Genomic DNA, 25421 nt, shown 5'->3' with positions numbered 1-25421 from the left:
ATGAATACAGCATTAGTTTCAGGATTGATCATATTGGTTCTGCTGGTCATCATGCTGCTGGCAGGTGTGCCCATTGCAGTAGCGCTGGGAATCTCTTCCGTATGCGCCATTCTGCCGGTTATGGATACAAGTGTTGCGGTTCTCACCGGCGCACAGAGGATTTTCTCCGGTATTTCCGTGTTCAGCCTTCTTGCCATACCGTTTTTTATTCTGGCCGGGAATATCATGAACAAGGGCGGCATCGCGGTCCGTCTGATCAATCTGGCAAAGCTCATCACAGGACGTGCTCCCGGTGCGCTGGCCCAGACAAATGTCATTGCAAACATGCTTTTCGGAGCCATCTCCGGTTCCGGTACAGCGGCAGCCTCCGCCATGGGATCCATCATCGGGCCGATTGAGAAGGACGAGGGATATGACCCTAACTTCTCCGCGGCTGCCAATATTGCCACTGCCCCAACCGGGCTTTTGATTCCTCCAAGCAACGTTATGATCACCTTCTCCCTGGTCAGCGGCGGGACTTCTGTGGCAGCGCTCTTTATGGCGGGCTACATACCCGGTATTTTGTGGGGACTGGCGTGTATGCTGGTAATCTATTTCATTGCAAAGAAAAAAGGATACCGGGCAAAAACAAAATTTACATTTAAAGAAGCCATGAAAATTGTTTTACAGGCTCTGCCGTGCCTGCTGCTCATCATTATTGTGATCGGCGGTATCATCGGCGGTATCTTCACAGCCACAGAGGGGTCTGTGGTGGCGGTTGTGTACAGTCTTGTGCTATCCCTGTTCTTTTACCGCTCCATCAGCTTGAAGGACCTGCCCAAGATTTTCAAGGAAAGCGCTGAGATGACAGGTATTATTATTTTCCTGATCGGTGTTTCCAGTATTATGTCATGGGTTATGGCATTTACCAATATCCCCACAGCCGTTTCCAATGGTCTGCTGGCTATCAGCAGCAACAAGATCGTTATCTTCCTGCTGATCAATGTGATTCTGCTGATTGTGGGAACTTTCATGGATATGACACCTGCCTGCCTGATCTTCACACCGATCTTCCTTCCGGTGTGTACGGCGCTTGGCATGAATCCTATCCATTTTGGTATCATGCTGATCTTCAACCTCTGTATCGGAACCATCACACCGCCTGTGGGCACCACACTGTTTGTGGGCGTCAAGGTGGGAAAGGTGAAGATAGAGACGGTGTTCAGACAGCTTTTGATCTATTTTGCAGCGATCTTCGTTGTACTTATGCTGGTAACTTATATCCCGCAGCTCAGTCTCTGGCTGCCAAGTCTGATGGGATATGTGTAAAATAAAAGGAGGTAATGTTTTATGAAACAGTTTATGGACAAAGATTTTCTATTGAGCACCCCCACCGCACAGGAATTATATCATGACTTTGCGGCAAAGGTGCCGGTTCTTGACTACCACTGCCACATCAATCCGCAGGAGATCGCAGAGGATAGAAAGTTTGAGAACATCACACAGGTATGGCTGGGCGGAGACCATTACAAATGGCGCCAGATGCGTTCCAATGGTGTGGAGGAGCGTTATATCACCGGAGACGCACCGGACAGAGAAAAATTCCAGAAATGGGCGGAGACACTGGAGAAAGCCATCGGCAATCCTCTGTTTCACTGGAGTCATCTGGAGCTGCAGCGGTATTTCGGATATACAGGTGTGTTAAACGGTGACACGGCAGAGGAAGTATGGAATTTGTGTAACGCAAAGCTTCAGGAGCCTTCCATGAGCGCAAGAAATCTGATCATCCAGTCAAATGTTACATTGATCTGTACCACGGACGATCCGGCAGATGACCTGAAATGGCATAAAATGCTGGCAGAGGATAAGAGTTTCCCGGTACAGGTGCTTCCCGCCTGGAGACCAGATAAGGCCATGAATCTGGAAAAACCGGATTACGGTCAGTATCTGGAGACACTGGCAGAGGCGGCTAATATGGATATCCAGTCTTTTGAGGACTTGAAAGCAGCGCTGAAGTCCAGAATGGCATTTTTCAATGAGATGGGCTGCCGGGCGTCAGATCATGGGCTGGAGTATGTCATGTATGTTCCGGCTTCTGATGAGGAGGTTGAGGCTGTCTTCCAGAAGCGGTTGAATGAGGAGACGGTTACCAGGGAGGAAGAGCTGAAGTTTAAGACAGCGTTCATGCTTTTTGTTGCCGGGGAATATGCGAAGATGGGCTGGGCTATGCAGCTCCACTATGGATGTAAGCGTGATAATAATACGGATATGTTTGAAAAACTGGGGCCGGATACAGGGTATGACTGTATCAATAATTATGCGCCGTCAGGTCAGATCGCAGATTATTTAAATGCGCTGAATGCAGAGGGAAATCTTCCGAAAACGGTGATTTACAGTTTGAATCCCAATGATGATGAGGCGATTGGAACGATCATCGGGTGTTTCCAGAATTCAGATGCTGTGGGAAAGATTCAGCAGGGGTCTGCATGGTGGTTCAATGACCATAAGACAGGGATGACAAAGCAGATGACATCTCTTGCAAACTTAGGTCTGCTGGGGAACTTTATCGGAATGCTGACGGATTCCAGAAGTTTTCTTTCATATCCGAGGCATGAGTATTTTAGAAGGATACTTTGTGAGATGATCGGTAATTGGGTGGAAAATGGAGAGTATCCTAAGGATATGAAGATGCTGGAGAGGATTGTGAAGGGGATTTCTTATAATAATGCGGTGCGTTATTTTGGGTTTGCACTGGAAATGAAATAGAGATAGGGGAAAAGAGTCTGTGTGGAAGTTGCATGCGGGCTCTTTTTTTTGTGGCAAAGGGGACGGGATGAGGCGGTGTGCAGCCGGGGACGGCGGGCGGGGGTCTGTTTGTGTCCGCTCGACGTTCCAGGACTGTGAACTAACCTCCAACTGCAACTAAGACGCTCGCCAGAGGGCTCGCGCCTAAGTTTCCGTAGGAGGTGGATTTCACAGACCCTTCCACTTAACCTCGCTGACACAAACAGACCCCCGCCCGCCGTCCCCGGCTGCACACCGCCTCATCCTTGGTTTTCTCAGGGCAGAGTTATGGATTAGATATCATTTGGGTAATAATGAGGTCTGTCAGTTTGAAAATTTTGGATTTACGTATGGATTCTAAAGATTTTTCTTGAATTATATGTAAAAATAGGTGAGTTAGCGGTGAAAATTTCTTGGATTACATACGAAAGGTAAGAGGGGATTTCAAATTATCCGTAAAGAGAGGAAAAACCATGACGAAACATCTTGAAATTACCTACAAAAGTCAAATGCTACTTTCAAATTATCTGTAAAGAGAGGAAAAACCATGACGAAACACCTTAAAATTACCTACAAAAGTCAAATGCTGCTTTCAAATTATCTGTAAAGAGAGGAAAAACCACGGCGAAACACCTTAAAATTACCTACAAAAGCCAAATGCTGCTTTCAAATTATCCGTAAAGAGAGGAAAAACCACGGCGAAACATCTTAAAATTACCTACAAAAGCCAAATGCTACTTTCAAATTATCCGTAAAGAGAGGAAAAACCACGGCGAGGCATCTAAAACTGCCAACGAAAGCTAAATATCTTTTTCCAATTATCTGTAAAGCAGGAAAAATCTGTGTTCATCCTTTGTGACTAACTGTAAAATAAAGAAAATCTGCAGTCATAATATATGCCGGTTCTGTATATCACCAGGTGTTTTCATTCTGCAGACATGAAAAAGCAAGGCAGCCAGCCATGGTATGAAGCAGAATGTACCATATCGGTACTGCGTAAATCATATTACTTGGCACGGAATGTTCTGGGGACAGGGGAGGATGAAAGAAAGGAAAAACGGCGATTTTTGTATGGAAGATTGTAGCTTATTGTGTTAAAATAAACCGAAAAGGAATTTAGAGAGGAGAAATATTGTGGAAAATCGAAGAATTATCCAGGTGGAAGAGAAAGTTCCGCCAAAGCTTCTGATACCGCTCAGTATTCAGCATATGTTTGCCATGTTCGGGGCGTCTGTGTTGGTTCCGTTTTTGTTTGGAATCAATCCGGCGGTGGTTCTGTTTATGAACGGTGTGGGGACGCTGTTGTTTATACTGATCACTAAAGGGAAGGCGCCGGCCTATCTGGGGTCCAGTTTTGCTTTTATTGCGCCGGCCAGTATTGTGATCAGTAAGTTTGGATATGCCTATGCGCTTGGCGGGTTCGTGGCAGTGGGATTTTTGGGGTGCATCCTGTCTTTCATTATTTATAAGTTTGGGTCGGATTGGATCGATGTTGTGCTTCCTCCGGCAGCTATGGGGCCGGTTGTGGCGCTTATCGGTCTGGAGCTTTCTTCTACGGCGGCCAGTAATGCGGGGATGCTGGATGAGGTGGTCAATCCGAAGAATGCCATTGTGTTTTTGGTGACGCTCGGTGTCGCTGTGATCGGGTCTGTGGTTTTTCGGAAATTTTTGTCCGTGATTCCTATTCTGATCGCTATTCTGGCAGGATATGCGGCAGCACTTCTCTGCGGGATCGTGGATTTTACGGAGGTGGCGAATGCCTCAATTTTTGCACTGCCGAATTTCTCTGCGCCGAAATTTAATCTGCAGGCAATCCTGATCATTCTGCCGGTTATTCTGGTCATCGCCTCAGAGCATATTGGACATCAGATCGTAACAGGGAAGATTGTAGGAAGGGACCTGATCAAGGATCCGGGTCTGCACCGTTCTCTTTTTGCGGATAATTTTTCTACTATGATCTCCGGGTTTATCGGTTCTGTGCCGACTACCACTTACGGAGAGAATATTGGGGTTATGGCTGTGACAAGGGTTTACAGTGTGTATGTGATCGGCGGGGCAGCGGTGCTTTCAATCATCTGCTCTTTTGTAGGTAAACTGTCAGCCCTTATCAGTACCATTCCGGGACCGGTCATCGGGGGAATCTCCTTCCTTCTGTATGGTATGATCGGTACTTCCGGTATCCGTATTCTGGTGGACGGACGCGTGGATTACGGACGTTCCAGGAACCTGGCACTGACCTCGGTTATTTTTGTGACCGGGTTGTCGGGAATTTCGGTGAAATTTGGACAGATTGAATTGAAGGGTATGGTTTTGGCCTGTGTAGTGGGTATGCTTTTAAGCCTGCTGTTTTATGTACTGGACAGATTTAAACTGACCAATGATCTGGAAGAAGAGTAAGAGAAGAGGTGAAAGAAGGGGGCTGTCGGAAAGCAGTCCCCTTTTTTCGTCCGCCAAAGAAAATCAGGGTTGTATGCTGCGTTCAAAGAAAGAGATAGCAATACCTCCGTACATATATTCTTTTGTTATTTTGAAATTGAATTTTTTATAAAAATAGTGATTCTGTGTTTTATCGGAAGGTGTCTCCAACGCCCAGTGTCTGGCGTTGGGGTATTTTTTATCAAGAAAACGCATGGCTGTCTGTCCAATGCCTTTGTTGGCGTATTTGGGTATGACACAGAGAGCGCCAAGATAGTAGGACTCATCCCCTTCCGGCCTGACAGAGACTGCGCCAACAATGGCGCCATCAGCGATTATCTTATAAACATCACGTTTTTGTAAGTTATCCAGAATGTCATTTTCTGTTTTGTTATATCCCGGGCATTCCCCGTACTTTAAATAGTCGCTGTAAAAACTCATATTATAAACTTCGGCAAGCCTTTTAGCGTCGCTGCGGCATGCTTTTTCTATTTTAATTATCATGGGATAACTCCTTTTGGCTGTAATGGATTATGGATTGATTACTCTATTTTAAACATTTGGTACATAAGTGTCAATTATTTTGAAGCAGCAGGGCAGCAATCAGAAGACAGGTGGCAATTACGGCCGCATTTATCCTGACAGGTGCAGCATGAAAATGGATGTAAGAACAGGAATATACGGCCTTGACTCTCACATAATGTCATCGTTTATACTTATTAAAAAGAGAAACTGAAGTAAAAAGAGGAGGGACATGTTTACAATGTGCAAAGAATGTTATATTAACAACAGCCGAATCACACCGTTGCTGAATCCCGTGGACTGCCTGAGTCATCATACCCAATATATCTGCGGAACATGCGGGCGCTGTATTTGTATAGAACGGGATTTGAGAAGAGGGCTGCAGAGATGGAATTTTCCCTTTCAGTCTCTGGAACAGGCAAAGCTTTATCTGCGCACAGCGGATGTGGCCATGAAAAAGTCTTGCGGCATCTATGAGATAAAGAGCAGCCGGGGAAGAATTTCGTATAAAATTTTCCCCGGTGAAGAAGAACTGCAGAGTTACCTGAAAAAGAACAGAAACAAAATATGTGAAGCCATGTCACCTGTCTTTTCCGTGAAAGAATACCGGGAGTACCCATTTACCCGAGTGCGAAGGCTGACGCATGAAGAAATAGAGAGGTACATGCAGGAGAAAAATAGGCAGAAATGATCACAGATCTGTTTCCCTGTTCAGTCTGACGGCAGCAAAGCAAAATCCCAGTCCGCCCATGAGCAGAAGCAGACATATGGTGAAGACTAACTCACGGCCTGACACCGCTTTGCCCAGCAAAATGGAGCGGATGCTGTTGATCACATGGGTAAAGGGATTGCCGCTTACCAGGATTTTCAGTATACCGGTGATTCTATCCACAGGAAACAGCGCAGAGCTTAAAAAGAACACGGGCAGCACAATGGCGTTCATCACAGACTCGTACACCATTTCATTGGGAAGGATCAGGCTGATGCCGTAACAGATTCCGGACATAAAAAAGGCAGTCAGAAAGATCAGAAGCAGAATGATGCAGAAGCCTGATATACCGGTACGGAATCTCACGGAAAAGAAAAGGCTGATGAGCCCCATAAGGCCGACTTCCAAAAAAGTGCAGAGAACACCTTCCAATATCTGCCCCAGTATGACGGAGGTTCTTTGGACCGGAGCGATGAGAATCCGGTAGAAGCTTCCCTCTGCCTTCAGCATATAATTCATGATTCCGCTGCTGCTGCACACAGAGAAGGAGACCAGCACCATGAGGCCGGGCAGGATAAATGCCGTGTAATTTCCTATCTCTGTGCCCTGCAAGGTCTGTCCTGCCACGGCGCTGTATAATACCAGCCAGAGAACTGGCTGCGTCAGGGTGATGATAATGGTGAGCTTGTTGTGAAAGCGCCATTTTATATTTTTCCATAAGATCGTAAAGACTGTCATATGCATGCCTCCTGTTTGCTGTCCTCTGTGAGTTTCAGAAAAATATCATCCAGGGACGGCTGTTTTATCTCAATGCCCAGAAAGGGAATCTGATTCTTTAACAGAAACACATTGGCAGTTTCCATATCGCGGCGGATATCTTCCGTAAAGAGCAGACAGCAGTTGTCCTGTATTCTGATTCTGTCCGGCAGAAAGAGACCGGACATCCGTTTTACAGAATCCCCGGCGGCAGATTTGGAAGAAAAGGTGATCCGGATCATATCCTGTCTGATATACTGCCTCAGGGCAAAGGGGGTTCCCTGGGCCACTTCTTTTCCCTCCTTCATGATACAGACCGTATCACTCAGACTGTCAGCCTCCTCCAGATAATGTGTTGTGAGAAAGACAGTGGTGCCGAATTCTTCCCGGATCTTCTCCATCATCTTCCACATAGCCATGCGGGACTGGATATCCATGCCCACAGTAGGTTCATCCAGAAACAGGATTTCCGGTTCCGACATAAGGTTCAGAGCAATGTCCAGCCGCCTTTTTATGCCGCCTGAATAGGAGGAGACGGGATATTTCAGATATTGTGTCAGGTCAAATGCATCAATCAGCATGTCCATGCGTTTTTTTGCCGCGGCTTTCGGAATTCGGTATAGACGGCTCTGAAACATCATATTTTCTCTGAGAGACAAATGCATATCAATAGAGGTCTGCTGGGAGACACAGGCAATTTTTGCCCGTATGCGGTCCGCGTCACGGTTAAGGTCCAGGCCCAGAACAGATACCTTTCCGGAACCGGGTTTCAAAAAGGTGGTCAAAATTCGTATGAGTGTTGACTTGCCGGCGCCGTTCTGCCCAAGAAGGGTAAAGATCTCGCCCCTTTTTACTGTCAGGCTGAGGCCGGACAGGGCCTGCACGCCGTTTTTATATTGCTTGTACACCTGTTCGGCACAGATGGCGTAAGGTGATGTCTGCTGCATGGCCTATCAATCCTCCTCAATGGGAAACTGGATTTCCGTAATGTATTTATCCGGGTTTCCTTTTATGATCATGCCCGGTCCTTTGAGGAAAATCTCCCGGAAGGGAGGTCTTAGAACCAGGTGGTGCTCTGCGGCAAAGTGATCGATTGCGGCATATGCCTGAAAAAGTGTATCATAGGAACCGGTATGTGTGACGCAGAGCGCTCGTATGCGGGGGAAAACTTTCACATTTACACTGCTGCCGGCCGGTGTTTCCTGCGTGGGGACACACAGTTCCATACTCCCCATTTTCGTTTCCGGGTCCATGCTGAGATAGGAGAAGAAGGGAGACCCATTTGTCTTTCCGCGTACGGATTGAAACACTTTGGGGAACATGCGGTTTGCTTTTGCGGCGTCTCCCCGATATTTCATGTATGCAGCCCGTATGGGCTCGATTTCTCTGATTTCTACTTTGTGATCCATGATCATTCCTCCTTATTCTTTGTGATTGCGATCCATACCTGAAAATGTCCGTTCTCCGGCTGTTTTTCATATATGGGATAGATTTCCACATCCGGCAGACAGGCGTACTCGTAACCGGAGAATGGAAGCCATTCTGTCATAAAGCGGCGGAAAATGCTCTGCACCTGTTCTTTCAGGCTGCCGTCACTTTCAAACACCACCCATGTGGCAGCGGGGATTGTGTAGTCCAGCATATCTTCCGGCACCGGCTCTTCTGTCTGGGCAGCAATATAATAGAAGATATTCTGTGGGTCCCGGTAAGTGCTGACGCCCAGTATATTCCGTGGTTCCCGGTCAGCAAGGGCGCAGATTTCCCGGAATTTCGGGCCTTCCATGGTTTGTTTCCAGAAGGCGGGAATGCGTTCCATGTTTTTTTCCATGTTTTCTGTCAGGGGTATGCGGATACCTGCAATGCGCATAGGACCCTTCTGTTCAATCCGGTAGGCCATGGGCGTTTCTCCTGTCACGGTCACGGAAAACGTGACGGCAGGATAGGCATGTAACACACATCCCTCATTTCTGGCAGCGGTGGGAGGAATGCCATGGACACTTTGAAAGGCGCGGTTAAAGGAAGTTGGGGAAGTATAGCCGTATTTTAAGGCGATATCCAGAACCTTATGGTCTGTGCGCTGCAGTTCAAAGGCAGCCTGGGTCATTCTTCTCTTCCTGATATAGTCAGACAGGGGAATACCTGCCACATAGGAAAACATTCGCTGAAAATAATAGGTGGAGCAGCAGGCAATCTCCGCTGCTTTGTCATAGGAAATTTCCTTGTCCAGATTTTCCTCAATATATGCGATGGCACTGCTCAGTTTTTTTAACCATTCCATTTTTCTGCCTCCTTGCTTACAGCATAGCTTATGAAAAAAGTATAATCCTCTCTTTTTATGTCCTGTTTTGTAAAGGGATATACAGGAGTTTGGGATGACAGCAGAAAACGTTTGTGCATATACGATTTACGTTGGTGCTGTTATCGCGCAAAACCTATTATAGTCTGATAATATAGAACCGGAACCTATGGTGCAGCAGAATGTTACACATCTATAACGCGTTTTGTCATAGATTACATCCGGAATCAGGCTTAAACAGTGGATTGAAAGAGGAAATTTTACATAGTTGCTACGGGACATGTTAAGAATTTATTTTTTATTGTACATAGAAACGCAAAAATAGTCACAAACTTTGTCAGTTCATTAAAAAAATAGTCATGAGTTTGTTCTATTAAAGTCGTGTAAACGTAAAACAAGATTGCTTATATTAGTAACATCTTTTCTATATAATACCAAACATGGACAGCAAATCCAGTTTTTTGCTGCAAAAGAGGGATTATTATGGATAAAAAGATAAGAAGGAACCGAATCAGGCGGGCACGCAAGGTCAGACGCATGAAGAAAATGCTGACATCAGGAGTTCTTCTGCTGGCAGCCCTGCTTTTTCTCTCCCTGGTGTTTGTACCAAAGGTATCTGCAGAGAGGGAATTAAAGGCCAGATCAGCCCGGGAGGCGGAGCTGGAAGCCAAGATGACAAAGGTGACAATAGGAGCGATCGGTACCTGTATCTTTGGCGATGAGCGGGGAACAGGTATAAAAGGCAGTTTCCTGGAGACATACGAGAAGAAAGAAAACCCTGCCTATTTTTTTCAGAATGTGAAAACAGAGCTTGAAAAGGCGGATGTAAATGTCACGAATTTTATCGGTGATATGTCAGAGGAAACGGCGGCAGGCAGGAAGCATCCTATCAAAGGACAGAAAGAATACGCGGAAATCCTCAAAGAAGGTTCCATCGATCTGGTGAACCTGGCAAATGACAGAACAAAGGACTATGGACAGGACGGATATTATGACACGGCTATCGCGTTAAATGAAGCGGGAGTCGGAGCTTTCGGACATGACCGTGTCTCTTTCAAAAATATAAACGGGATCCAAATTGGCTTCATCGGCATTGATGTGCTTGACAGATCCATGGATATGCAGGCACTGCTGGTTAAAAATATACGGCTTGCTGAGGGTGCAGGCGCACACATGATCGTCGTGTGCATGAACTGGGGCAAAGAAGGGGCCCAAAAGCCCGGCAAAAGTCAGGAGGAGTGGGCACACAGAGCCGTTGAAGCGGGGGCAGATCTGGTGCTGGGGTATCACCCATCCCATGTACAGCAGGTAGAGAGATATGAGGGGAGTTATATCATATACAGCCTGGGAGTATTTTGTAATGGGGCAGATAAGAACCCTGAGGTTTGGGACAGCGTGATATACCGCCAGACATTCGGGTTTTTGGATGGAAAGCTTGTGAAGGCCTGGGAACCGGAACAGATTCCATGCAGGATATCATCCGATTCCGGAGAAAATAATTTTCAGCCGGAGTTGGATGTATAAACCCACCCCTGAAAGAAATAAACAAAGGAGAAAAATAATGAGAACAGGAAAAATTATGGTTTTGGCGGCAGCGGCAATCTTATCGGCAAGTCTTCTGGCAGGTTGCGGCAGCAGCAATGAGGACAAAGATACAAAGACAAAGACAGAAGACACAGCAAAGAAGGATAAGACTGCAGAAAATGACAAGAACAAAAAGAAAGAAGAAGCAAAGGTCATAGAACCAAAAAAGAAGACAGAAGACGTAAAGGTATCGGACAAAAGTGATAATTCCGGCAGCCAGGAAACTGCCGGTGGAGAGGAGAACAGCAATCAGGATAAGACAGCCGGCCAGGAGCAGACAGACAGCCAGGAGCAGTCAGAGGAGAGTAATGAATCCGGCACCCAGGAGAATACAGACGAAAGCAGTGAAAATCAGGATGCGTACACAGATGAAGAAGGACATTACGATCCTTCAGGCGGCAGAGAGACATACGAAACTGCAGGATATGTGCTTGATGTGAATGGCAATACCATGCGGATTGATGAAGAGAACATAGGCGGACGTACTTATGGAGGTGAAGGAGAAGACAGAGCAGTCGAATATAATATAGGCATGGCGATTGTGGATTGTCCTGTTATTATAAAATCGGGCCTCAGCGTGGAAGTGGAGTATTATGTGGAAGATGGCGTGAATTATGCAGTACATATTTACAGTGACGGCGATGAGAAGGAACCCATTGGATAAAAAAATATATAGTTCCCGGAGCTGCAGAAGATCATCTGCGGCCCGGGGACTTTTTTAGCTTCTTTTAAGGTTTTTATGATAAGATAAAGGATAACAAACAATCTTATCACAAAAACAGGAGGGGAAAACATGCGTTTACTGCTTGCAGAGGATGAAAAGGAACTGGCGAATGCGCTGGCAGCGGTGCTGAAACACAACAAGTATTCTATAGATGTGGTTTACAACGGGGCAGATGCCTATGACTGGGCCCAGGCGGCTGAGTATGACGGTATTATCCTGGATATCATGATGCCGAAGATGAGCGGGCTTGAAGTGCTTGAAGCGCTCAGAAAGCAGGGAAGTACCGTACCGATCCTGCTTCTCACCGCAAAAGGAGAGATTGAAGACCGTGTGACAGGCCTTGACATGGGAGCAGATGATTACCTGCCAAAGCCCTTTGCCATGAAAGAATTGCTTGCCAGAATCAGAGCCATGACCAGAAGAAAATCAGAATTTTCCGCAAATATACTGGATTTTGAAGATCTGACCCTAAACAGGGAGAATTTCGAGCTGGCTTATAAAAGCCAGTCTCTCCGCCTTGGAAATAAGGAATTCCAGATGATGGAAATGCTCATGAGAAATTCCGGCCAGTTCATCTCAGCAGAACAGTTTATGGAAAAGATATGGGGCTTTGAGGCGGAGGCAGAGGTGAGTGTGGTGTGGGTCTATCTCTCCTATCTGAGAAAAAAGCTGCAGAATCTGGAGGCGCCCATAGAAATCAGGGCAGCCAGGGGAATCGGCTATAAGCTGGAGAAAAAAGTCTGAGCCGGAAAGGTATGCATATGATTAAAAAACTGCAGAGAAAATTTGTCATGATCACCATGATCTCCCTGCTGGCTGTTCTGCTGCTGGTGGTAGGGGGAATCAATGGCTTGAATATTTATCAGATCACGGGGAAATCCGATATTCTTCTGGAAATGCTGGCTGAAAATGGAGGGAGTTTTCCGAAACAATGGGATAAGGGCAGCCATCCGCCCGGGATGACGGAGGAGACAGTGCCAAAGGACGCGGAGGAGACAGTGCCGAAGGACGCGGAGGAGACAATGCCGAAGGACGCGGAGGAGACAGTGCCAAAGGACCCCGAGGGGCAGACCGGGGAAGGACGGAAGCAGGAAGATGCCTTTGCGGAACCGCAGGATAAGGGGATACGCGGAAGAGGCGGTCTGTTTGGCTATCGGATGTCAGAGGAGACACCATTTGAGACACGATATTTTTCCGTAACAATTCCGGCAGCAAAAGCGGGGTCTGAAAATGCCGCAGATGTCTCACAGATGCAGATAGATCTGACCCATGTGGCAGCAGTCACAGAGGAGGAGGCTGCTTCGTTTGCCGGTGAGGTGCTTAAGAAGGGCAGGGAAAAGGGCTACTGCGGACAGTATAAATACCAGAAGACCGTTAAGGAGGACGGGCAGACCCTATTAGTGTTTGTGGACTGCGGCAATGATCTGCAGTCCATCCGGAATTTTGCCGTTATCTCTCTGATTGTGGCTTTTTTCTGTCTGGTGCTGGTATTGTTTTTGGTAAGCGTACTGTCCGGGCGGGCGATCCGGCCTGTGATCGAGAGCATGGAGAAGCAGAGGCAGTTTATCACAGACGCGGGGCATGAGATCAAGACACCCATTGCCATAATCCTGGCCAACGCGGAGGTGATTGAAATGTGTGAGGGGGAGAGCGAGTGGACCAGAAGTATCCGAAACCAGGTGGAGCGCCTGGGAGAGCTGGTCAGGAACCTGCTCACACTCTCCAGACTGGATGAGATGCAGGACAGGCTTCAGACTGCAGATTTCTCCTGTTCCGAGACTGTGAGGGAGTCTGTGGATGCTTTTGCTCCCATGGCGCAGGCAAAAGGTCTGAAGATGGAAAAAAACATACCGGAAGGCCTTCATATGAACGGATGCGAAGCCAATATCCGCCAGCTTGTCACCATCCTTATGGACAATGCAGTCAAATACAGCCCGGAAGAGGGCAGTGTAAGGGTATCTCTGGAGAAAAAAGAGCGGTATCTGGAGCTTTCCGTCTGCAACGACTGCCAGGAGATTCCGGAGGGGGATCTGAACAGGCTGTTTGACCGTTTTTACCGGGCCGACAGTTCCCGGTCCCGGGAGACAGGAGGCTATGGAATCGGTCTGTCCGTGGCCCAGGCCATTGTTAAGGCCCATAAAGGAAAGATTACAGCCAGGGCAGAAGACAGAGGCATCTGTTTTACGGCAAAGCTTCCGGTGAATGAAAAAAAGAATATGACCCTGAAATAGCGGATACTGTGCAGAAGCAGTACACGTGATACAGGGAAGGCAGACAGCAGAAATAAAATTTGCTGTCTGTCTTTTTAAGTTCATTTAAGGTTTGGGCGTTATACTGAGGTGGTAAGAAAGAACAGAATATCAAGGAGGAACATGATGGGCAGTAATCAGATGACATTTGAACGCTACGAGAAGAAATACCTGCTGGACGAAATCCAGTATAAAGAGTTTATAAAAAGGACCGGGGGAAGGATTGTCCCGGACGAATACGGGACAACCACCATATGCAATATCTATTTTGACACACCGGACGCCCGGCTTATCCGCGCATCTCTTGAAAAGCCGGTCTATAAAGAAAAGCTGCGGCTCCGCAGTTACGGGACACCCGGAAAGGATGGGCCTGTATTTCTGGAACTGAAGAAAAAATATAAGGGAATTGTATACAAACACCGGGAGAGTATGGTGCTGTCCGAGGCGGAGGGGTATCTTCTGCGCCATGAGGCGCCCGGAGTGGAGACACAGGTGCTGCGGGAGATTGACTGGTTTTTAAAGTATTACAGAGACATCAGGCCAGCCATGTACATAGCCTATGACAGGATCGCGGCTTATGATACGCAAAAGCCGGAACTGAGAGTGACCTTTGACTGGAATATCCGCTTCCGGAATCAGGAACTGGATCTGAAAAAGGGAACCTGGGGACAGCAGATCCTGGAGGAGGGGCAGCAGCTTATGGAAATTAAGATTCCCGGTGCCATGCCGGTATGGCTCTGCGAACTTCTGGACCAGCTTTGCATTTACCCTGTATCCTTCTCAAAATACGGCAAAGCCTACCGGATGCAGCAGGCAGAGGAAAGAAAAGACGAAGGAGGAAAATACTGTGCTTAATTCATGGTTTCAGTCCATTCTTGTAAATGAAACAACCGCCGCGTTTTCCCTTGGCACATTTCTGGCATGTACAGCAGCTTCTCTGGTGCTGGGAATCGTGATCGCGGTAATCTATATGTACCGCAATACCTATACAAAAGGGTTTGTGGTGACCCTGGCGCTGATGCCGGCCATTGTACAGATGGTGATCATGCTGGTCAACGGCAATCTGGGCACCGGCGTGGCGGTGATGGGCGCCTTTTCCCTGGTCAGGTTCAGGTCTGTGCCGGGAACGGCCAGGGAGATCAGCAGTATTTTCCTGGCTATGGCAGTGGGACTTGCCACCGGAATGGGGTATATCGGTATTGCGGCACTTTTTGTAGTGGTGATCGGCGCGGCAGATACCATATTTACAGTCAGCCGTTTTGGAGAGAAGCAGACCCGGGAACGGGCGCTGCGCATTACCATTCCGGAGTCACTGGATTATACAGAGGTATTTGAGGAAATATTCGAGCAATATCTGAAACGCTGGGAGTTGGTCCAGGTGAAGACCACCAACATGGGCAGCCTGTTTCGCCTGGATTATCAGGTTGTGCTGAAAAATCGGAAAGAGGAGAAAAAAATGATCGATGACCTGCGCTGCCGAAACGGGAACCTGGAAATTTTATGCAGCAGGACTGCAATTGTAAGAGAGGAGCTGTAAAACAGATGGATAATAAGAAAATGGCAGCAGTGCTTCTGGGTATTTTTCTGGCGGCAGGCACCCTTGAAGGATGCGGCAGCGGACAGGCAGCCGGTGAAAATACGGCTGAGACATCATCCGAAAGCAGCGGCAGAGGCGGCATGATGGCGGGGACCGGCAGTACAGAGGGTGTGGACCAGAACCTGGAACTGACGGAATCGGAGGTGGATACGGAATTTACGGATCGGGATAAAGAGGGGATTTATGACGCGGAGGAGGCGGTTATGATAACCCTTGACGGGGATTCCATCCGGGCAGAGAGCGGCAGCGCGGAGATTACGGAAAGTACACTGACAATAACCGGGGAGGGCGTTTACCATATTACGGGAACGCTCAGCAGCGGACAGATCGTGGTGGATGCCGGGGACAGTGACAAGGTACAGATCGTCCTTGACAATGCGGCGGTCCACTGTGAGACAAGCGCTGCCATCTATGTGAAAAATGCGGATAAGGTGTTTCTCACGCTGGCAGAAAACAGCGAAAACAGTCTGAGCGGGGGCAGTACCTATACCCAGACAGATGATAACACGGTGGACGGGGTGATTTTTTCAAAGGATGACCTTACCGTCAACGGAAGCGGTGCCCTGGATGTGACAGCCGCTTACAAACACGGCATTGTCTCCAAGAATGATCTGGTCATTACGGGAGGTGAGATCACGGTCAGCGCAGTGGAGCACTGCATGACAGGAAAGGACTGTATTAAGATACTGGACGGAACCTTTCATCTGACTGCCCAGGGCAAAGGGATGAAGTCAGAGAATACGGAGGAATCCGAAAAGGGGAACATCTACGTGGCAGGCGGCACCTTTGTCATTGACACAGAGGATGATGCCCTTCGCACCGGAGGCAGTATTGTTCTGGACGGAGGCAGCTTTACTGTGGATGCAGGAGACGATGCCTTTCATGCGGACCTGGATATGGTTGTAAATGATGGGGCAATTGCCGTAAATGCCTGCTATGAAGGGCTGGAAGGCCGCAGAGTTGTGGTAAACGGCGGTGAAATCAGTCTGACAGCCAGCGATGACGCGGTAAACGCGGCAAAGGCTAAGACAGAAGAGGAGGAGGCGGATGTACCCGGAGGAAGAGGAGACGGCAGTATGGAGAATGACACGGAAGCCTACATCAAGATCACAGGGGGAACTCTGGAAGTGGACGCAGAGGGTGACGGCCTTGACTCCAACGGCAGCATCTTCCTGTCAGGCGGAACGGTGTATGTGAACGGGCCGGTGTCTGACGGGGATGGTGCCCTTGATTATAACGGAGGTGCGGATATCACAGGAGGTACCATCATCGCTGTGGGAAGCTCCGGCATGGCCCAGGGATTCAGCGATTCCTCCGCCCAGTGTTCCATCCTGCACAATCTCACCAATACCCAGGAAGCACAGACTGCTGTGACACTGCAGGACGAAGACGGAAAGGAGCTGCTTAGTTTTACACCAAAGAAAAAGTATTCCTCTGTGCTGGTGAGCTGTCCGGAAATGCAGGAGGGAGAAACATATACCCTCACAGCGGGAAGTGAAAGCAGTGCGCTCACCCTGGAATCTGTGGTCACCTCCAATGGCTCGGCGGGAGGCATGGGAAGAATGGGCGGCGACATGAAAGGAGATATGCAGAAAGGCCGGAAACCCGGAGATAGCAGCCAGGAAATGCCGGAAGGAATGGAACCGCCGGACGGGGAAGTGCCGGAAGGAATGGAGCCGCCGGATGGAGAGATGCCAGAAGGAGAGGCCCCACAAGCCCTTTAAGGCTGACAGCACATACAGCAAAATCCCATATTGCATCCGAAAAAAATCGGGCAATATGGGATTTTTTTCTTGACATTAGAATCAAACACAGTTATAATTCCTATTAATTCGATAGGAAATATATGAAAGGAGAAGATGATGAGCAGAAATCATATTTATAGAAGTGCATCAGAACTGGTAGGCAGCACTCCCCTCATGGAGATGCGGAACATGGAAAGGGAGGAGGGGCTGCAGGCAGTAGTTCTCGCAAAGCTGGAGTATCTGAATCCCGCCGGCAGTGTAAAGGACAGAATTGCCAAAAACATGCTGGATACCGCGGAAGCGGCAGGGCTTATAGGCCCGGACACGGTTCTCATAGAACCTACCTCCGGCAATACAGGCATAGGTCTTGCCTCTATGGCAGCAGTCAGAGGTTACCGCCTCATACTCACAATGCCCGAGACCATGAGCGTGGAGCGCAGAAACATTCTGAAAGCATACGGTGCAGAGCTGGTACTGACAGAGGGCAGCAAGGGGATGAACGGAGCCATTGCCAAAGCGGAGGCGCTCAGCCGGGAAATTCCGGGCAGCTTCATTCCGGGGCAGTTTGAAAATACCGCCAATCCGGAAATGCACAGAAAGACAACAGGCCCGGAAATCTGGAAGGATACAGAGGGCAGAGTGGATGTCTTTGTGGCAGGGGTAGGTACAGGCGGAACTATCACGGGAACGGGAGAGTATTTAAAATCCCAAAATCCCAATGTGAAGATTGTGGCGGTTGAACCCACTGATTCCGCGGTTCTCTCAGGAGGCAGACCGGGCCCGCATAAGATTCAGGGCATAGGCGCAGGCTTCATTCCGGCTGTGCTGAACACAGACATATATGATGAGATCATGCAGGTGGAAAATGACGCAGCCATTGAGACTGCAAAAAAGATCGCGAAAAAAGAGGGCATACTGGTGGGAATCTCCTCCGGTGCAGCCATGTACGCAGCCATGGAACTGGCTAAAAGAAAAGAGTACACGGGAAAAACCATTGTAGTGCTTCTGCCGGACAGCGGAGACAGGTATTATTCCACACAATTATTCCAGAACTAAAATATCAGAAAAGGCGAGGGTGACAAGTATGAAGAAAACAGAGAGAAAAGACAGGAACTTTAAATTCGAGACGTTACAGCTGCATGTGGGCCAGGAGGCTCCGGACCCGGCGACAGGTGCAAGGGCAGTACCCATCTACGCTTCCTCCTCCTATGTATTTGATGACTGCGCACATGCGGCGGCACGTTTTGATCTGTCAAATGCAGGCAATATTTACGGCAGGCTGACCAATCCCACCCAGGATATCTTTGAACAGAGGATCGCGGCGCTGGAGGGCGGTGCTGCGGCACTTGCCGTTGCCTCGGGTGCAGCCGCCATCGCCTATACATTCCAGAACCTGGCAAAACAGGGCGACCACATAGTCTCCGCAAAAAACATTTACGGCGGCTCCTATAATCTGCTGGAGCATACACTGCCGGACTATGGAATTGAAACTACATTTGTGGATATATTTAATAAGGAAGAAGTGGAGGGCGCAATCCGGGAGAATACAAAGGCTGTTTTTATTGAGACTCTCGGAAATCCACGCTCTGAGGTGGTAGATGTGGAAGCTATAGCGAAGATTGCCCACGCTCATAAAATCCCTCTGGTCGTAGACAACACATTTGCCACACCTTTCCTGGTGCAGCCCATCGCGTTCGGCGCTGATATCGTGGTGCATTCCGCTACAAAATTCATCGGCGGCCACGGCACGGCTCTCGGCGGCGTGATCGTGGACAGCGGCAGATTTGACTGGGAGGCATCCGGGAAATTTCCCTCTCTTGTGGAGCCCAACCCCAGCTATCACGGGGTCAGCTTTACGAAAGCGGTGGGTCCGGCAGCCTTTGTCACGAAGATCAGAGCCATTCTATTGCGGGATACAGGAGCCACCCTGTCACCCTTCCATGCCTTTTTATTCCTTCAGGGATTGGAAACCCTGTCCCTGCGGGTAGAACGCCATGTACAGAATGCGCTGAAAGTGGTAGAATATTTGCAGAAGCATCCGCTGGTGGAGGAGGTTCATCACCCATCTGTCAGCACGGATCCCGAACAGCAGAGGCTGTATAAAAAGTATTTCCCCAACGGGGGTGGTTCTATATTCACATTTGAGGTGAAGGGAGATGCCGGAAAAACCAAAGCGTTTATCGACAATCTGGAACTTTTCTCTCTGCTTGCAAATGTGGCTGATGTGAAGTCACTTGTCATCCATCCGGCTTCCACCACCCATGCCCAGCTCACCGAAACAGAACTTGCAGAGCAGGGAATCCGCCCCAACACGGTCCGCCTGTCCATAGGGACGGAGAATATTGATGACATCCTTCAGGATCTGGAAGAGGCGTTTAACGCAGTTTCCTGACGGATCCGGGAGGGCACAGGGGACAGTATCTGCCTTCGGACAGTAAGAAAAATCTGGAGGTAACCATGAAAATATCAACAAAAGGACGTTACGCACTGCGTATGATGCTGGACATAGCCATACACGATGAGGGCGGCCCGGTGAGGGTAAAAGAAATAGCATCAAGGCAGGAAATCTCCACAAAATATCTGGAGCAGATCGTGTCCATCCTGGCCAGGGCCGGCTATGTGAAAAGCATCCGGGGTCCCCAGGGCGGCTACCGTCTTGTGAAAAAGCCGGAGGAATATACCGTGGGTTCTATTCTCCGCCTGACAGAAGGCAGCCTGGCCCCTGTGGAGTGTCTGGAAGGAGATACGAACCAGTGCCCCAGGGCAGAAGCCTGCCCCACCCTGGTCCTATGGCAGGAGCTTGACAATGCCATCAAAAGTGTAGTGGACAAATACACCCTGGCGGATCTGGTGGAATGGCAGAAACAATGTTCCCTGAATTACGTGATTTAAAAGATACCATGAGACAACCAAAACCCGCAGCTGCCTGCAGACGTCCTGACAATCTGGCCGGCAGTGCAGGCAGGCGGCAATGTAAATGCGGGAATCCTCACACAGGATTCCCTTTTATATTTGGCAAAAATAGTCGAGAACAGTCCGGGGAAAATCTGATAGGATGGCAGTAGACAGGAGGTGACAGAAATGACAGAGCAGATACTTGCTGTTCAGCGCATGCAGGATTACATTGAACAGCATTTGAGTGAAAATATTACGCTGGCAAAGCTTTCGGAAGTATCTCTTTACTCCCCGTGGTATTCCTACCGGCTGTTTAAGGAGCACACCAATCTCACCCCGGCAGATTACATCCGCCGTCTGCGTCTGTCCAGATCCGCCCTGCGCCTGCGGGATGAGAAATGCAGGATCCTGGATGTGGCGCTGGACATGGGGTTTGGAAGTGTGGATGGTTATCAGCGGGCTTTTTTCCGGGAATTCGGCTGCAATCCCAGAGAGTACGCGGCAAGCCCCGGGCCACTGCTTCTGTTCATCCCCTATGGTGTAAAATACAGAAATCTGCGGAAGGAGCCAGAGGAAATGGAAAACGTAAAAAGTGTGTTTGTTCAGATGACGGAGAGACCGTCCAGAAAAGTTATTATAAAAAGAGGTGTGGACGCGGAGGAGTATTTTCAGTATTGCAGTGAAGTGGGATGCGATGTCTGGGGAATCCTCTCCAGCATAAAATCCATAAGCGGCGAGCCGGTATGCCTCTGGCTTCCGGATTCCCTCCGCACGCCGGGCACATCCAAATATGTGCAGGGCGTGGAGGTGGCGGCAGACTATCAGGAACCGGTGCCGGAGGGCTTTGCGTGTATTGAACTTCCCGCGGCAAAATACCTGATGTTTCGCGGGGAACCCTTTGCGGAGGAAAATTACTGCCAGGCGATCACAGAAGTGCAGCAGGCGATCGAAAAATATGATCCCGCTGTCATCGGCTGCTGCTGGGATACGGAGAATCCGCGCATACAGTTGGAACCTGTGGGCCGCAGAGGGTATATTGAGCTGCTGCCGGTGAAGGAAATCTAGAGCACCGACACGTTCATTCCGGCAGATTTCGGGAAGCATGTGTTTGGCTGTTCAGCATTTCATACTGGCGCCTCACTCTCTGCTTCACCTGGGAGAGAAAAGAGGCGGGACCAAGCACCTTTATGACAGGCCCGAAGGACAGCACATCTATGAGCAGTTCCGTCTCATCGGCCAGGTCATAATAAATGCTGCAGTAATAGACATCACGCTCCTCATCATATTCCGTGTGCTTTTCATAGTTGGTAAAATGAAGCATACAGCGCTCCAGAGAATTTCGTTCTTTGCTGATTTCCAGAAGAACGGGTTCTCTGGATTTTTGTATGGGAGAAAAGCGCAGCGCCAGAGCCTTTTTGGGTACTTTAACGGATGTGAGGCTGCAGCCGGCTATTTTGTTCATGTTTAATGTTGTATTGAGGGAAAAGCGTCCCCCTGTCTTTTTCAGACAGCAGAGGCGGAATTTATCATCTTTTTCCGAGTATTGAAGCTGATAGGGCGCAGCTTCAAACCGGGAGACCGCGCCCTGTCTGCCGCAGTAAGAGATCCGCAGGACCAGACCCTGTTCCAAAGCTTCCAAAACTGTGCGGAAATGCTTTTGGTAGGTTTTCAAGCTGTAAGTATCCCCGTCCAGACAGCGGTCAAAATAGTGGAAATCCGCCTGTCCAAAAAGCGGCTCCACGTCCCGCAGGGAATGTGCTGCTTCTTTTTGCTCCTCCGGGGTGAGAAAACAGGATATTCTTCTGTCAGCGAGAAGGGCTTTCAGCCAGGAGCGCTGCAAAAGGGTAAGGGGAAGCCTGCCGGGAACGGTTTTCGGGGCAAAGGTTTTTCCATCCTCGGTGCGCAGCAGGTCCCATTCTCTGTTTAACAGCTTCGGGACAATGGTGAGGGCGCTCTCCCCGTATCCGTAGGCAGCAGCGATCGTCTCCATATCCTTTCTGGTGATAGGATGGCTTTTGGCCTCCTCCAGAATCTTTTGGACAACTCTGTAATAACAACTGTAAACTTTATCAAAGATATCAAAACGTATTTCACCCATTATAAACTCCTGTCATACTTCGCTTTCTTTGGGAGCGCAGTACATTTCATACATGCGCGCCCAGTCATCGGTGACTTTGCGGACGGAGGCGGGGGCGCTGCCCCGGATGTCCAGCACCCTGCCGGTAAAGGTCTTTACCCATGACAGCATCTCATTGGTATCATAAAAATATCCGCTGTACAGATATCTGTTTCTTCCGATTTTCTTAATCTGGCCGCCCCGCCCTTCCCTGGACAGCCGGTCCAGCACATAAGACTCTTTTGGCTCATGGATATACAATTCCATATGGAGCTCCTCCATGCGGCTGCGGCCTCCGAAAGAGACGCCGAAACAGCGGGGCATGTTTTTCTCCAGTTTTTTCTGCAGGTCCCTATATTGCGGAAAAGGCTCCAGAAGCTTTATATCTGTCAGGCTGTCAAGGCGGACATTTTGAAAACGGTGCCTTGCTGTGAGATACAGGCACAGGTAACGTCGTCCGGTGCGTGTACTTACAAATATTTTCAGGGGAACGCCCCAAAAAGTGACGGAGGATCCATTTCGGTGGCTGTTGTTTTGAAAGGACACAGCTCTTTTTTCATGCATGGCAAGGAGCAGGTCCAGAAGGACTTCATCCTCCAGCGTATGTACGAGAAACTGGTGCTTATACTGGAAAAAGCAGTTTCGTTTTTCTTCCCTGTCAAGCAGAGTGCTTCCCACAATACCGAAAGGGGATACGCCCTGGTAAAAAGCAGCGGCCCGGATCATATGATTCCAAAGTCCTTTGTGGGAAGGGGACTCCATGGGCAGCGGCGGGGCGATAAAATAGCGCAGCTCCCTGCCTTCCTTCCGGGATGTGAAGATACCCAGTCTTTCATATTCTTTCAGCTTCAGACGGACGGTCTGGCTGTCAAAGACAACCTGAAAGACAAGGGAAATCTGTTCCGCGGCTTCACTGCTGGTAAGTCCATTTGGGCTGTCCTTTATAAGAGCAGGCAGGAAAAAGTGCAGCATAATATCATTGTCTGTAAAGCTTTTGGACTTCCAGGCAGCGTACAGGGGATTTTCCGGTATGGTTTTGCTGTCCACATTGATATATATTTTCTTGCCCTTGGCGGTATATTCCGATCTGGTGTAACCGGTCAGAAAACTTTCTATGCGCCTTCTCTCGTTGTCATACGTGCGGGCGCTTTTTCCTTTATAATCCCCGCGGACCTTAAAACCATACACGAAAAACTGCCGCATATAGTCCCGGATTCTCTCAAAATTCTTTATAAGCTCCTGATATTCCGACATGGCACACCTCCTGTGTATCTCTCTATTCTACTATCTGCAGTCTGCAAAATCAACTTCGCATCTTTTTTTAAATGATTCTTCCAGAAATTCCCGGTATGATAACGGTGTATCAGAGATACAAAAACTTCCTGCTTTCCATCAGCACAAGGTTTTCCGAAAAAAGGAGCCTTTGCGGTGCCGCCGCCGTAGCGGAAGAGGTATGCCGGATACCGGGAAGAACTGATTTGCCGCGGGTTCGACTCCCGCCATGATGACACATGTAGCTAAGCTGGTATAGCAATCACACGAAAAAACCATGAAATGAGAAAAGAAAAAGTCCCGGCTTTGGCCGTCCGCGGCAGTCCAAAAGCGGCCTGAACTTTTCCGGATACCGTTTTTCGGAACCTGCAGCCAGACGCAGGGGTCTTGTGCGGCCTGCCTGTACGGGAAGAAAAACTGAAGGAAGAGTCCGCTGCCATAGGATGAAGCGGGACATTTTCTTTTCGGAATCCAAAAAAGAAAAGAGGCAGAAGAGATGAAATATTTGATCAAAGAACAGCAATGCGGATATCTGATGAAAAATGGAAAGTTTATAAAACTGCTCACAGCGGGAAAATACCGCTATCCGAGGGCTTTGGGATATGAGGTACTGACTGTGGACATGACAGGGGAAGTAGATTGCTGCGGCATTCCCTGTGAGGTCTTGATGCAGCATGAAGCATTTTCAAGCCGCGTGGTGAAAATACAGCTTCCGGACACCAGCATAGCCCTTCACTTTGTGAACCAGGCATATCAGGATGTGGTGGTGAGACCGGAAACTTACTACTGGAATGTTTTCCAGGAGAACACTTTTCGGATCCTTGATATCACCAATCCCTACATGCAGGAAAGCCTGCCGAGAATGTACATAGACCTGCTTCCGGTAAAATATTACAGGAAGATAGTGATAAGAGATGGGGAGGCCGGACTTCTCTACTTTGACAACCGGTTTGAAAGGAAGCTGGATCAGGGCACATACTTTTTCTGGAATTACGGAAAAGAAGTGACCTGCAGGGTATACAATCTCAAGATCCAGCAGTTGGAAATCAGCGGTCAGGAAATCCTCACGGCAGACAAGGTGTCCGTGCGCCTGAATGTAACAGTCAATTACCGGATCACAGACCCGGAACGGCTGGTGAATCGGATGGATGAGGTGGGAAAGCTTCTGTATACATTTGCCCAGCTTACCATAAGAGATTACATAGGACATTTCCGGCTCGATGAACTGCTGGCTCAGAAGGAAGAAATCGGGGAGTTTATCTTCAGAAAGCTTCAGGAGGCGCAGGAGCAGTATTGCGTGGAAGTGCTGAGTGCGGGAATCAAGGATATCATTCTTCCCGGTGAGATACGCGACATTATGAATACGGTTCTGGTGGCGGAGAAGAAGGCCCAGGCCAATGTCATCATGAGAAGAGAGGAAGTGGCATCCACCAGAAGCCTTTTGAACACAGCACGGCTGATGGAGGAGAATACGACACTGTATAAGTTAAAGGAGATGGAGTATCTGGAGAAAATATGCGACAAGGTGGGAAATATCACCCTGGGCGGCGGGCGGAGCGTTCTGGAACAACTGGCGGAGCTGGTACATTAAAGTACCGGCTCCGTTTTTTTGTATAAGACAGAATGCAAAAAGAGGAGTCGAAGTTGATATTATGAAAGAGTCAGTTTGAAGAAATTAATATATTGAATATAGATATTAAAATAATTAAGTATATAATTAAAAATATCAATATCTATATTGACATATACGAAAAAGAGGTTTATGATATAAAACATAA

Annotated in this window: 23 protein-coding genes; 16 read left to right on the top strand and 7 right to left on the bottom strand. The window is 48.6% G+C overall.

Features of this window, described 5'->3' with window-relative positions; translation table 11 throughout:
* The 3 genes from V8Q34_RS08865 (at position 1) to uraA (ending at position 5160) form a co-directional block, all read left to right on the top strand.
* Positions 1 to 1308: a TRAP transporter large permease gene (locus tag V8Q34_RS08865; protein WP_103732854.1), complete on the top strand. Its 1308-nt coding sequence runs from the start codon at positions 1 to 3 to the stop codon at positions 1306 to 1308.
* Between the two features lie 21 nt (positions 1309 to 1329).
* A complete protein-coding gene (uxaC, locus tag V8Q34_RS08860; protein ID WP_227244487.1) occupies positions 1330 to 2745 on the top strand; it encodes a glucuronate isomerase in 1416 nt (471 codons plus the stop codon).
* Between the two features lie 1152 nt (positions 2746 to 3897).
* Positions 3898 to 5160 carry a uracil permease gene (uraA, locus tag V8Q34_RS08855; protein ID WP_148393772.1) on the top strand — a complete coding sequence of 421 codons (1263 nt, stop codon included), beginning with the start codon at positions 3898 to 3900 and terminating at the stop codon, positions 5158 to 5160.
* A 63-nt stretch (positions 5161 to 5223) separates the two neighbouring features.
* On the opposite strand, the gene V8Q34_RS08850 is transcribed toward uraA, so the two are convergent.
* Entirely contained in the window at positions 5224 to 5682 is a 459-nt protein-coding gene (locus V8Q34_RS08850) for a GNAT family N-acetyltransferase (RefSeq protein ID WP_227244492.1), read from the bottom strand.
* A 259-nt stretch (positions 5683 to 5941) separates the two neighbouring features.
* On the opposite strand from V8Q34_RS08850, the gene V8Q34_RS08845 reads away from it, so the two are divergent.
* Positions 5942 to 6391, top strand: a complete 450-nt coding sequence (locus V8Q34_RS08845; protein ID WP_335835246.1) for a hypothetical protein — start codon at positions 5942 to 5944, stop codon at positions 6389 to 6391.
* Here the strand turns inward: V8Q34_RS08845 and V8Q34_RS08840 are convergent, their stop codons facing one another.
* The 4 genes from V8Q34_RS08840 to V8Q34_RS08825 are packed head-to-tail and all read right to left on the bottom strand — an operon-like array spanning position 6392 to position 9443.
* Positions 6392 to 7147: an ABC transporter permease gene (locus V8Q34_RS08840; RefSeq protein ID WP_244806105.1), complete on the bottom strand. Its 756-nt coding sequence runs from the start codon at positions 7145 to 7147 to the stop codon at positions 6392 to 6394. It abuts the gene before it with no gap.
* Complete coding sequence (locus V8Q34_RS08835) at positions 7144 to 8112, bottom strand: ABC transporter ATP-binding protein (RefSeq protein ID WP_335835245.1); 969 nt, start codon at positions 8110 to 8112, stop codon at positions 7144 to 7146. Before V8Q34_RS08835 ends, V8Q34_RS08840 begins: the two co-directional genes overlap by 4 nt.
* Positions 8113 to 8118: 6 nt before the next feature.
* A complete protein-coding gene (locus V8Q34_RS08830) occupies positions 8119 to 8574 on the bottom strand; it encodes a GyrI-like domain-containing protein (protein WP_335835244.1) in 456 nt (151 codons plus the stop codon).
* A 2-nt stretch (positions 8575 to 8576) separates the two neighbouring features.
* Positions 8577 to 9443, bottom strand: a complete 867-nt coding sequence (locus V8Q34_RS08825; RefSeq protein WP_335835243.1) for an AraC family transcriptional regulator — start codon at positions 9441 to 9443, stop codon at positions 8577 to 8579.
* Positions 9444 to 9944: 501 nt separating this feature from the next.
* On the opposite strand from V8Q34_RS08825, the gene V8Q34_RS08820 reads away from it, so the two are divergent.
* The 11 genes from V8Q34_RS08820 to V8Q34_RS08770 all read left to right on the top strand — a co-directional run bounded on the left by V8Q34_RS08820 (position 9945) and on the right by V8Q34_RS08770 (position 21320).
* A complete protein-coding gene (locus tag V8Q34_RS08820) occupies positions 9945 to 10985 on the top strand; it encodes a CapA family protein (RefSeq protein ID WP_052099377.1) in 1041 nt (346 codons plus the stop codon).
* A gap of 37 nt (positions 10986 to 11022) precedes the next feature.
* Positions 11023 to 11709, top strand: a complete 687-nt coding sequence (locus V8Q34_RS08815; protein ID WP_227211533.1) for a hypothetical protein — start codon at positions 11023 to 11025, stop codon at positions 11707 to 11709.
* 129 nt (positions 11710 to 11838) lie between these two features.
* A complete protein-coding gene (locus tag V8Q34_RS08810; RefSeq protein WP_335835242.1) occupies positions 11839 to 12513 on the top strand; it encodes a response regulator transcription factor in 675 nt (224 codons plus the stop codon).
* A gap of 17 nt (positions 12514 to 12530) precedes the next feature.
* A complete protein-coding gene (locus V8Q34_RS08805) occupies positions 12531 to 14000 on the top strand; it encodes a sensor histidine kinase (protein ID WP_335835241.1) in 1470 nt (489 codons plus the stop codon).
* Positions 14001 to 14144: 144 nt separating this feature from the next.
* On the top strand, positions 14145 to 14873 hold the full coding sequence (locus V8Q34_RS08800) for a polyphosphate polymerase domain-containing protein (protein WP_335835240.1): 729 nt from the start codon (positions 14145 to 14147) through the stop codon (positions 14871 to 14873).
* Entirely contained in the window at positions 14866 to 15555 is a 690-nt protein-coding gene (locus V8Q34_RS08795) for a DUF4956 domain-containing protein (RefSeq protein ID WP_103731276.1), read from the top strand. The genes V8Q34_RS08800 and V8Q34_RS08795 overlap by 8 nt, the downstream gene beginning before the upstream one ends.
* A 5-nt stretch (positions 15556 to 15560) precedes the next feature.
* The gene (locus V8Q34_RS08790) at positions 15561 to 17339 is read left to right on the top strand and encodes a carbohydrate-binding domain-containing protein (protein ID WP_335835239.1); all 1779 of its coding nucleotides are present in this window, start codon (positions 15561 to 15563) and stop codon (positions 17337 to 17339) included.
* Positions 17340 to 17477: 138 nt separating this feature from the next.
* The gene (cysK, locus tag V8Q34_RS08785) at positions 17478 to 18416 is read left to right on the top strand and encodes a cysteine synthase A (protein WP_335835238.1); all 939 of its coding nucleotides are present in this window, start codon (positions 17478 to 17480) and stop codon (positions 18414 to 18416) included.
* A 28-nt stretch (positions 18417 to 18444) separates the two neighbouring features.
* On the top strand, positions 18445 to 19752 hold the full coding sequence (locus tag V8Q34_RS08780; RefSeq protein WP_033140930.1) for an O-acetylhomoserine aminocarboxypropyltransferase/cysteine synthase family protein: 1308 nt from the start codon (positions 18445 to 18447) through the stop codon (positions 19750 to 19752).
* Between the two features lie 65 nt (positions 19753 to 19817).
* Positions 19818 to 20252, top strand: a complete 435-nt coding sequence (locus V8Q34_RS08775) for an RrF2 family transcriptional regulator (RefSeq protein WP_033140931.1) — start codon at positions 19818 to 19820, stop codon at positions 20250 to 20252.
* 189 nt (positions 20253 to 20441) lie between these two features.
* Positions 20442 to 21320, top strand: coding sequence for a helix-turn-helix domain-containing protein (locus V8Q34_RS08770; protein WP_033140932.1), 879 nt, complete (start codon positions 20442 to 20444; stop codon positions 21318 to 21320).
* Between the two features lie 13 nt (positions 21321 to 21333).
* Here the strand turns inward: V8Q34_RS08770 and V8Q34_RS08765 are convergent, their stop codons facing one another.
* Both V8Q34_RS08765 and V8Q34_RS08760 read right to left on the bottom strand, forming a co-directional pair.
* On the bottom strand, positions 21334 to 22353 hold the full coding sequence (locus V8Q34_RS08765) for a WYL domain-containing protein (protein WP_335835237.1): 1020 nt from the start codon (positions 22351 to 22353) through the stop codon (positions 21334 to 21336).
* Positions 22354 to 22365: 12 nt separating this feature from the next.
* Entirely contained in the window at positions 22366 to 23625 is a 1260-nt protein-coding gene (locus V8Q34_RS08760) for a WYL domain-containing protein (protein WP_148393753.1), read from the bottom strand.
* A 514-nt stretch (positions 23626 to 24139) separates the two neighbouring features.
* Here V8Q34_RS08760 and V8Q34_RS08755 point away from each other — a divergent pair.
* Positions 24140 to 25234, top strand: a complete 1095-nt coding sequence (locus tag V8Q34_RS08755) for a slipin family protein (protein ID WP_335835236.1) — start codon at positions 24140 to 24142, stop codon at positions 25232 to 25234.
* The last annotated feature ends 187 nt before the right edge of the window (positions 25235 to 25421 follow it).

Origin of the sequence: Blautia sp. JLR.GB0024, from assembly GCF_037000545.1 — a bacterium.
GTDB classification, from domain to species: domain Bacteria; phylum Bacillota; class Clostridia; order Lachnospirales; family Lachnospiraceae; genus Blautia; species Blautia celeris.
This window is presented reverse-complemented; position numbering and strand designations above follow the sequence as displayed.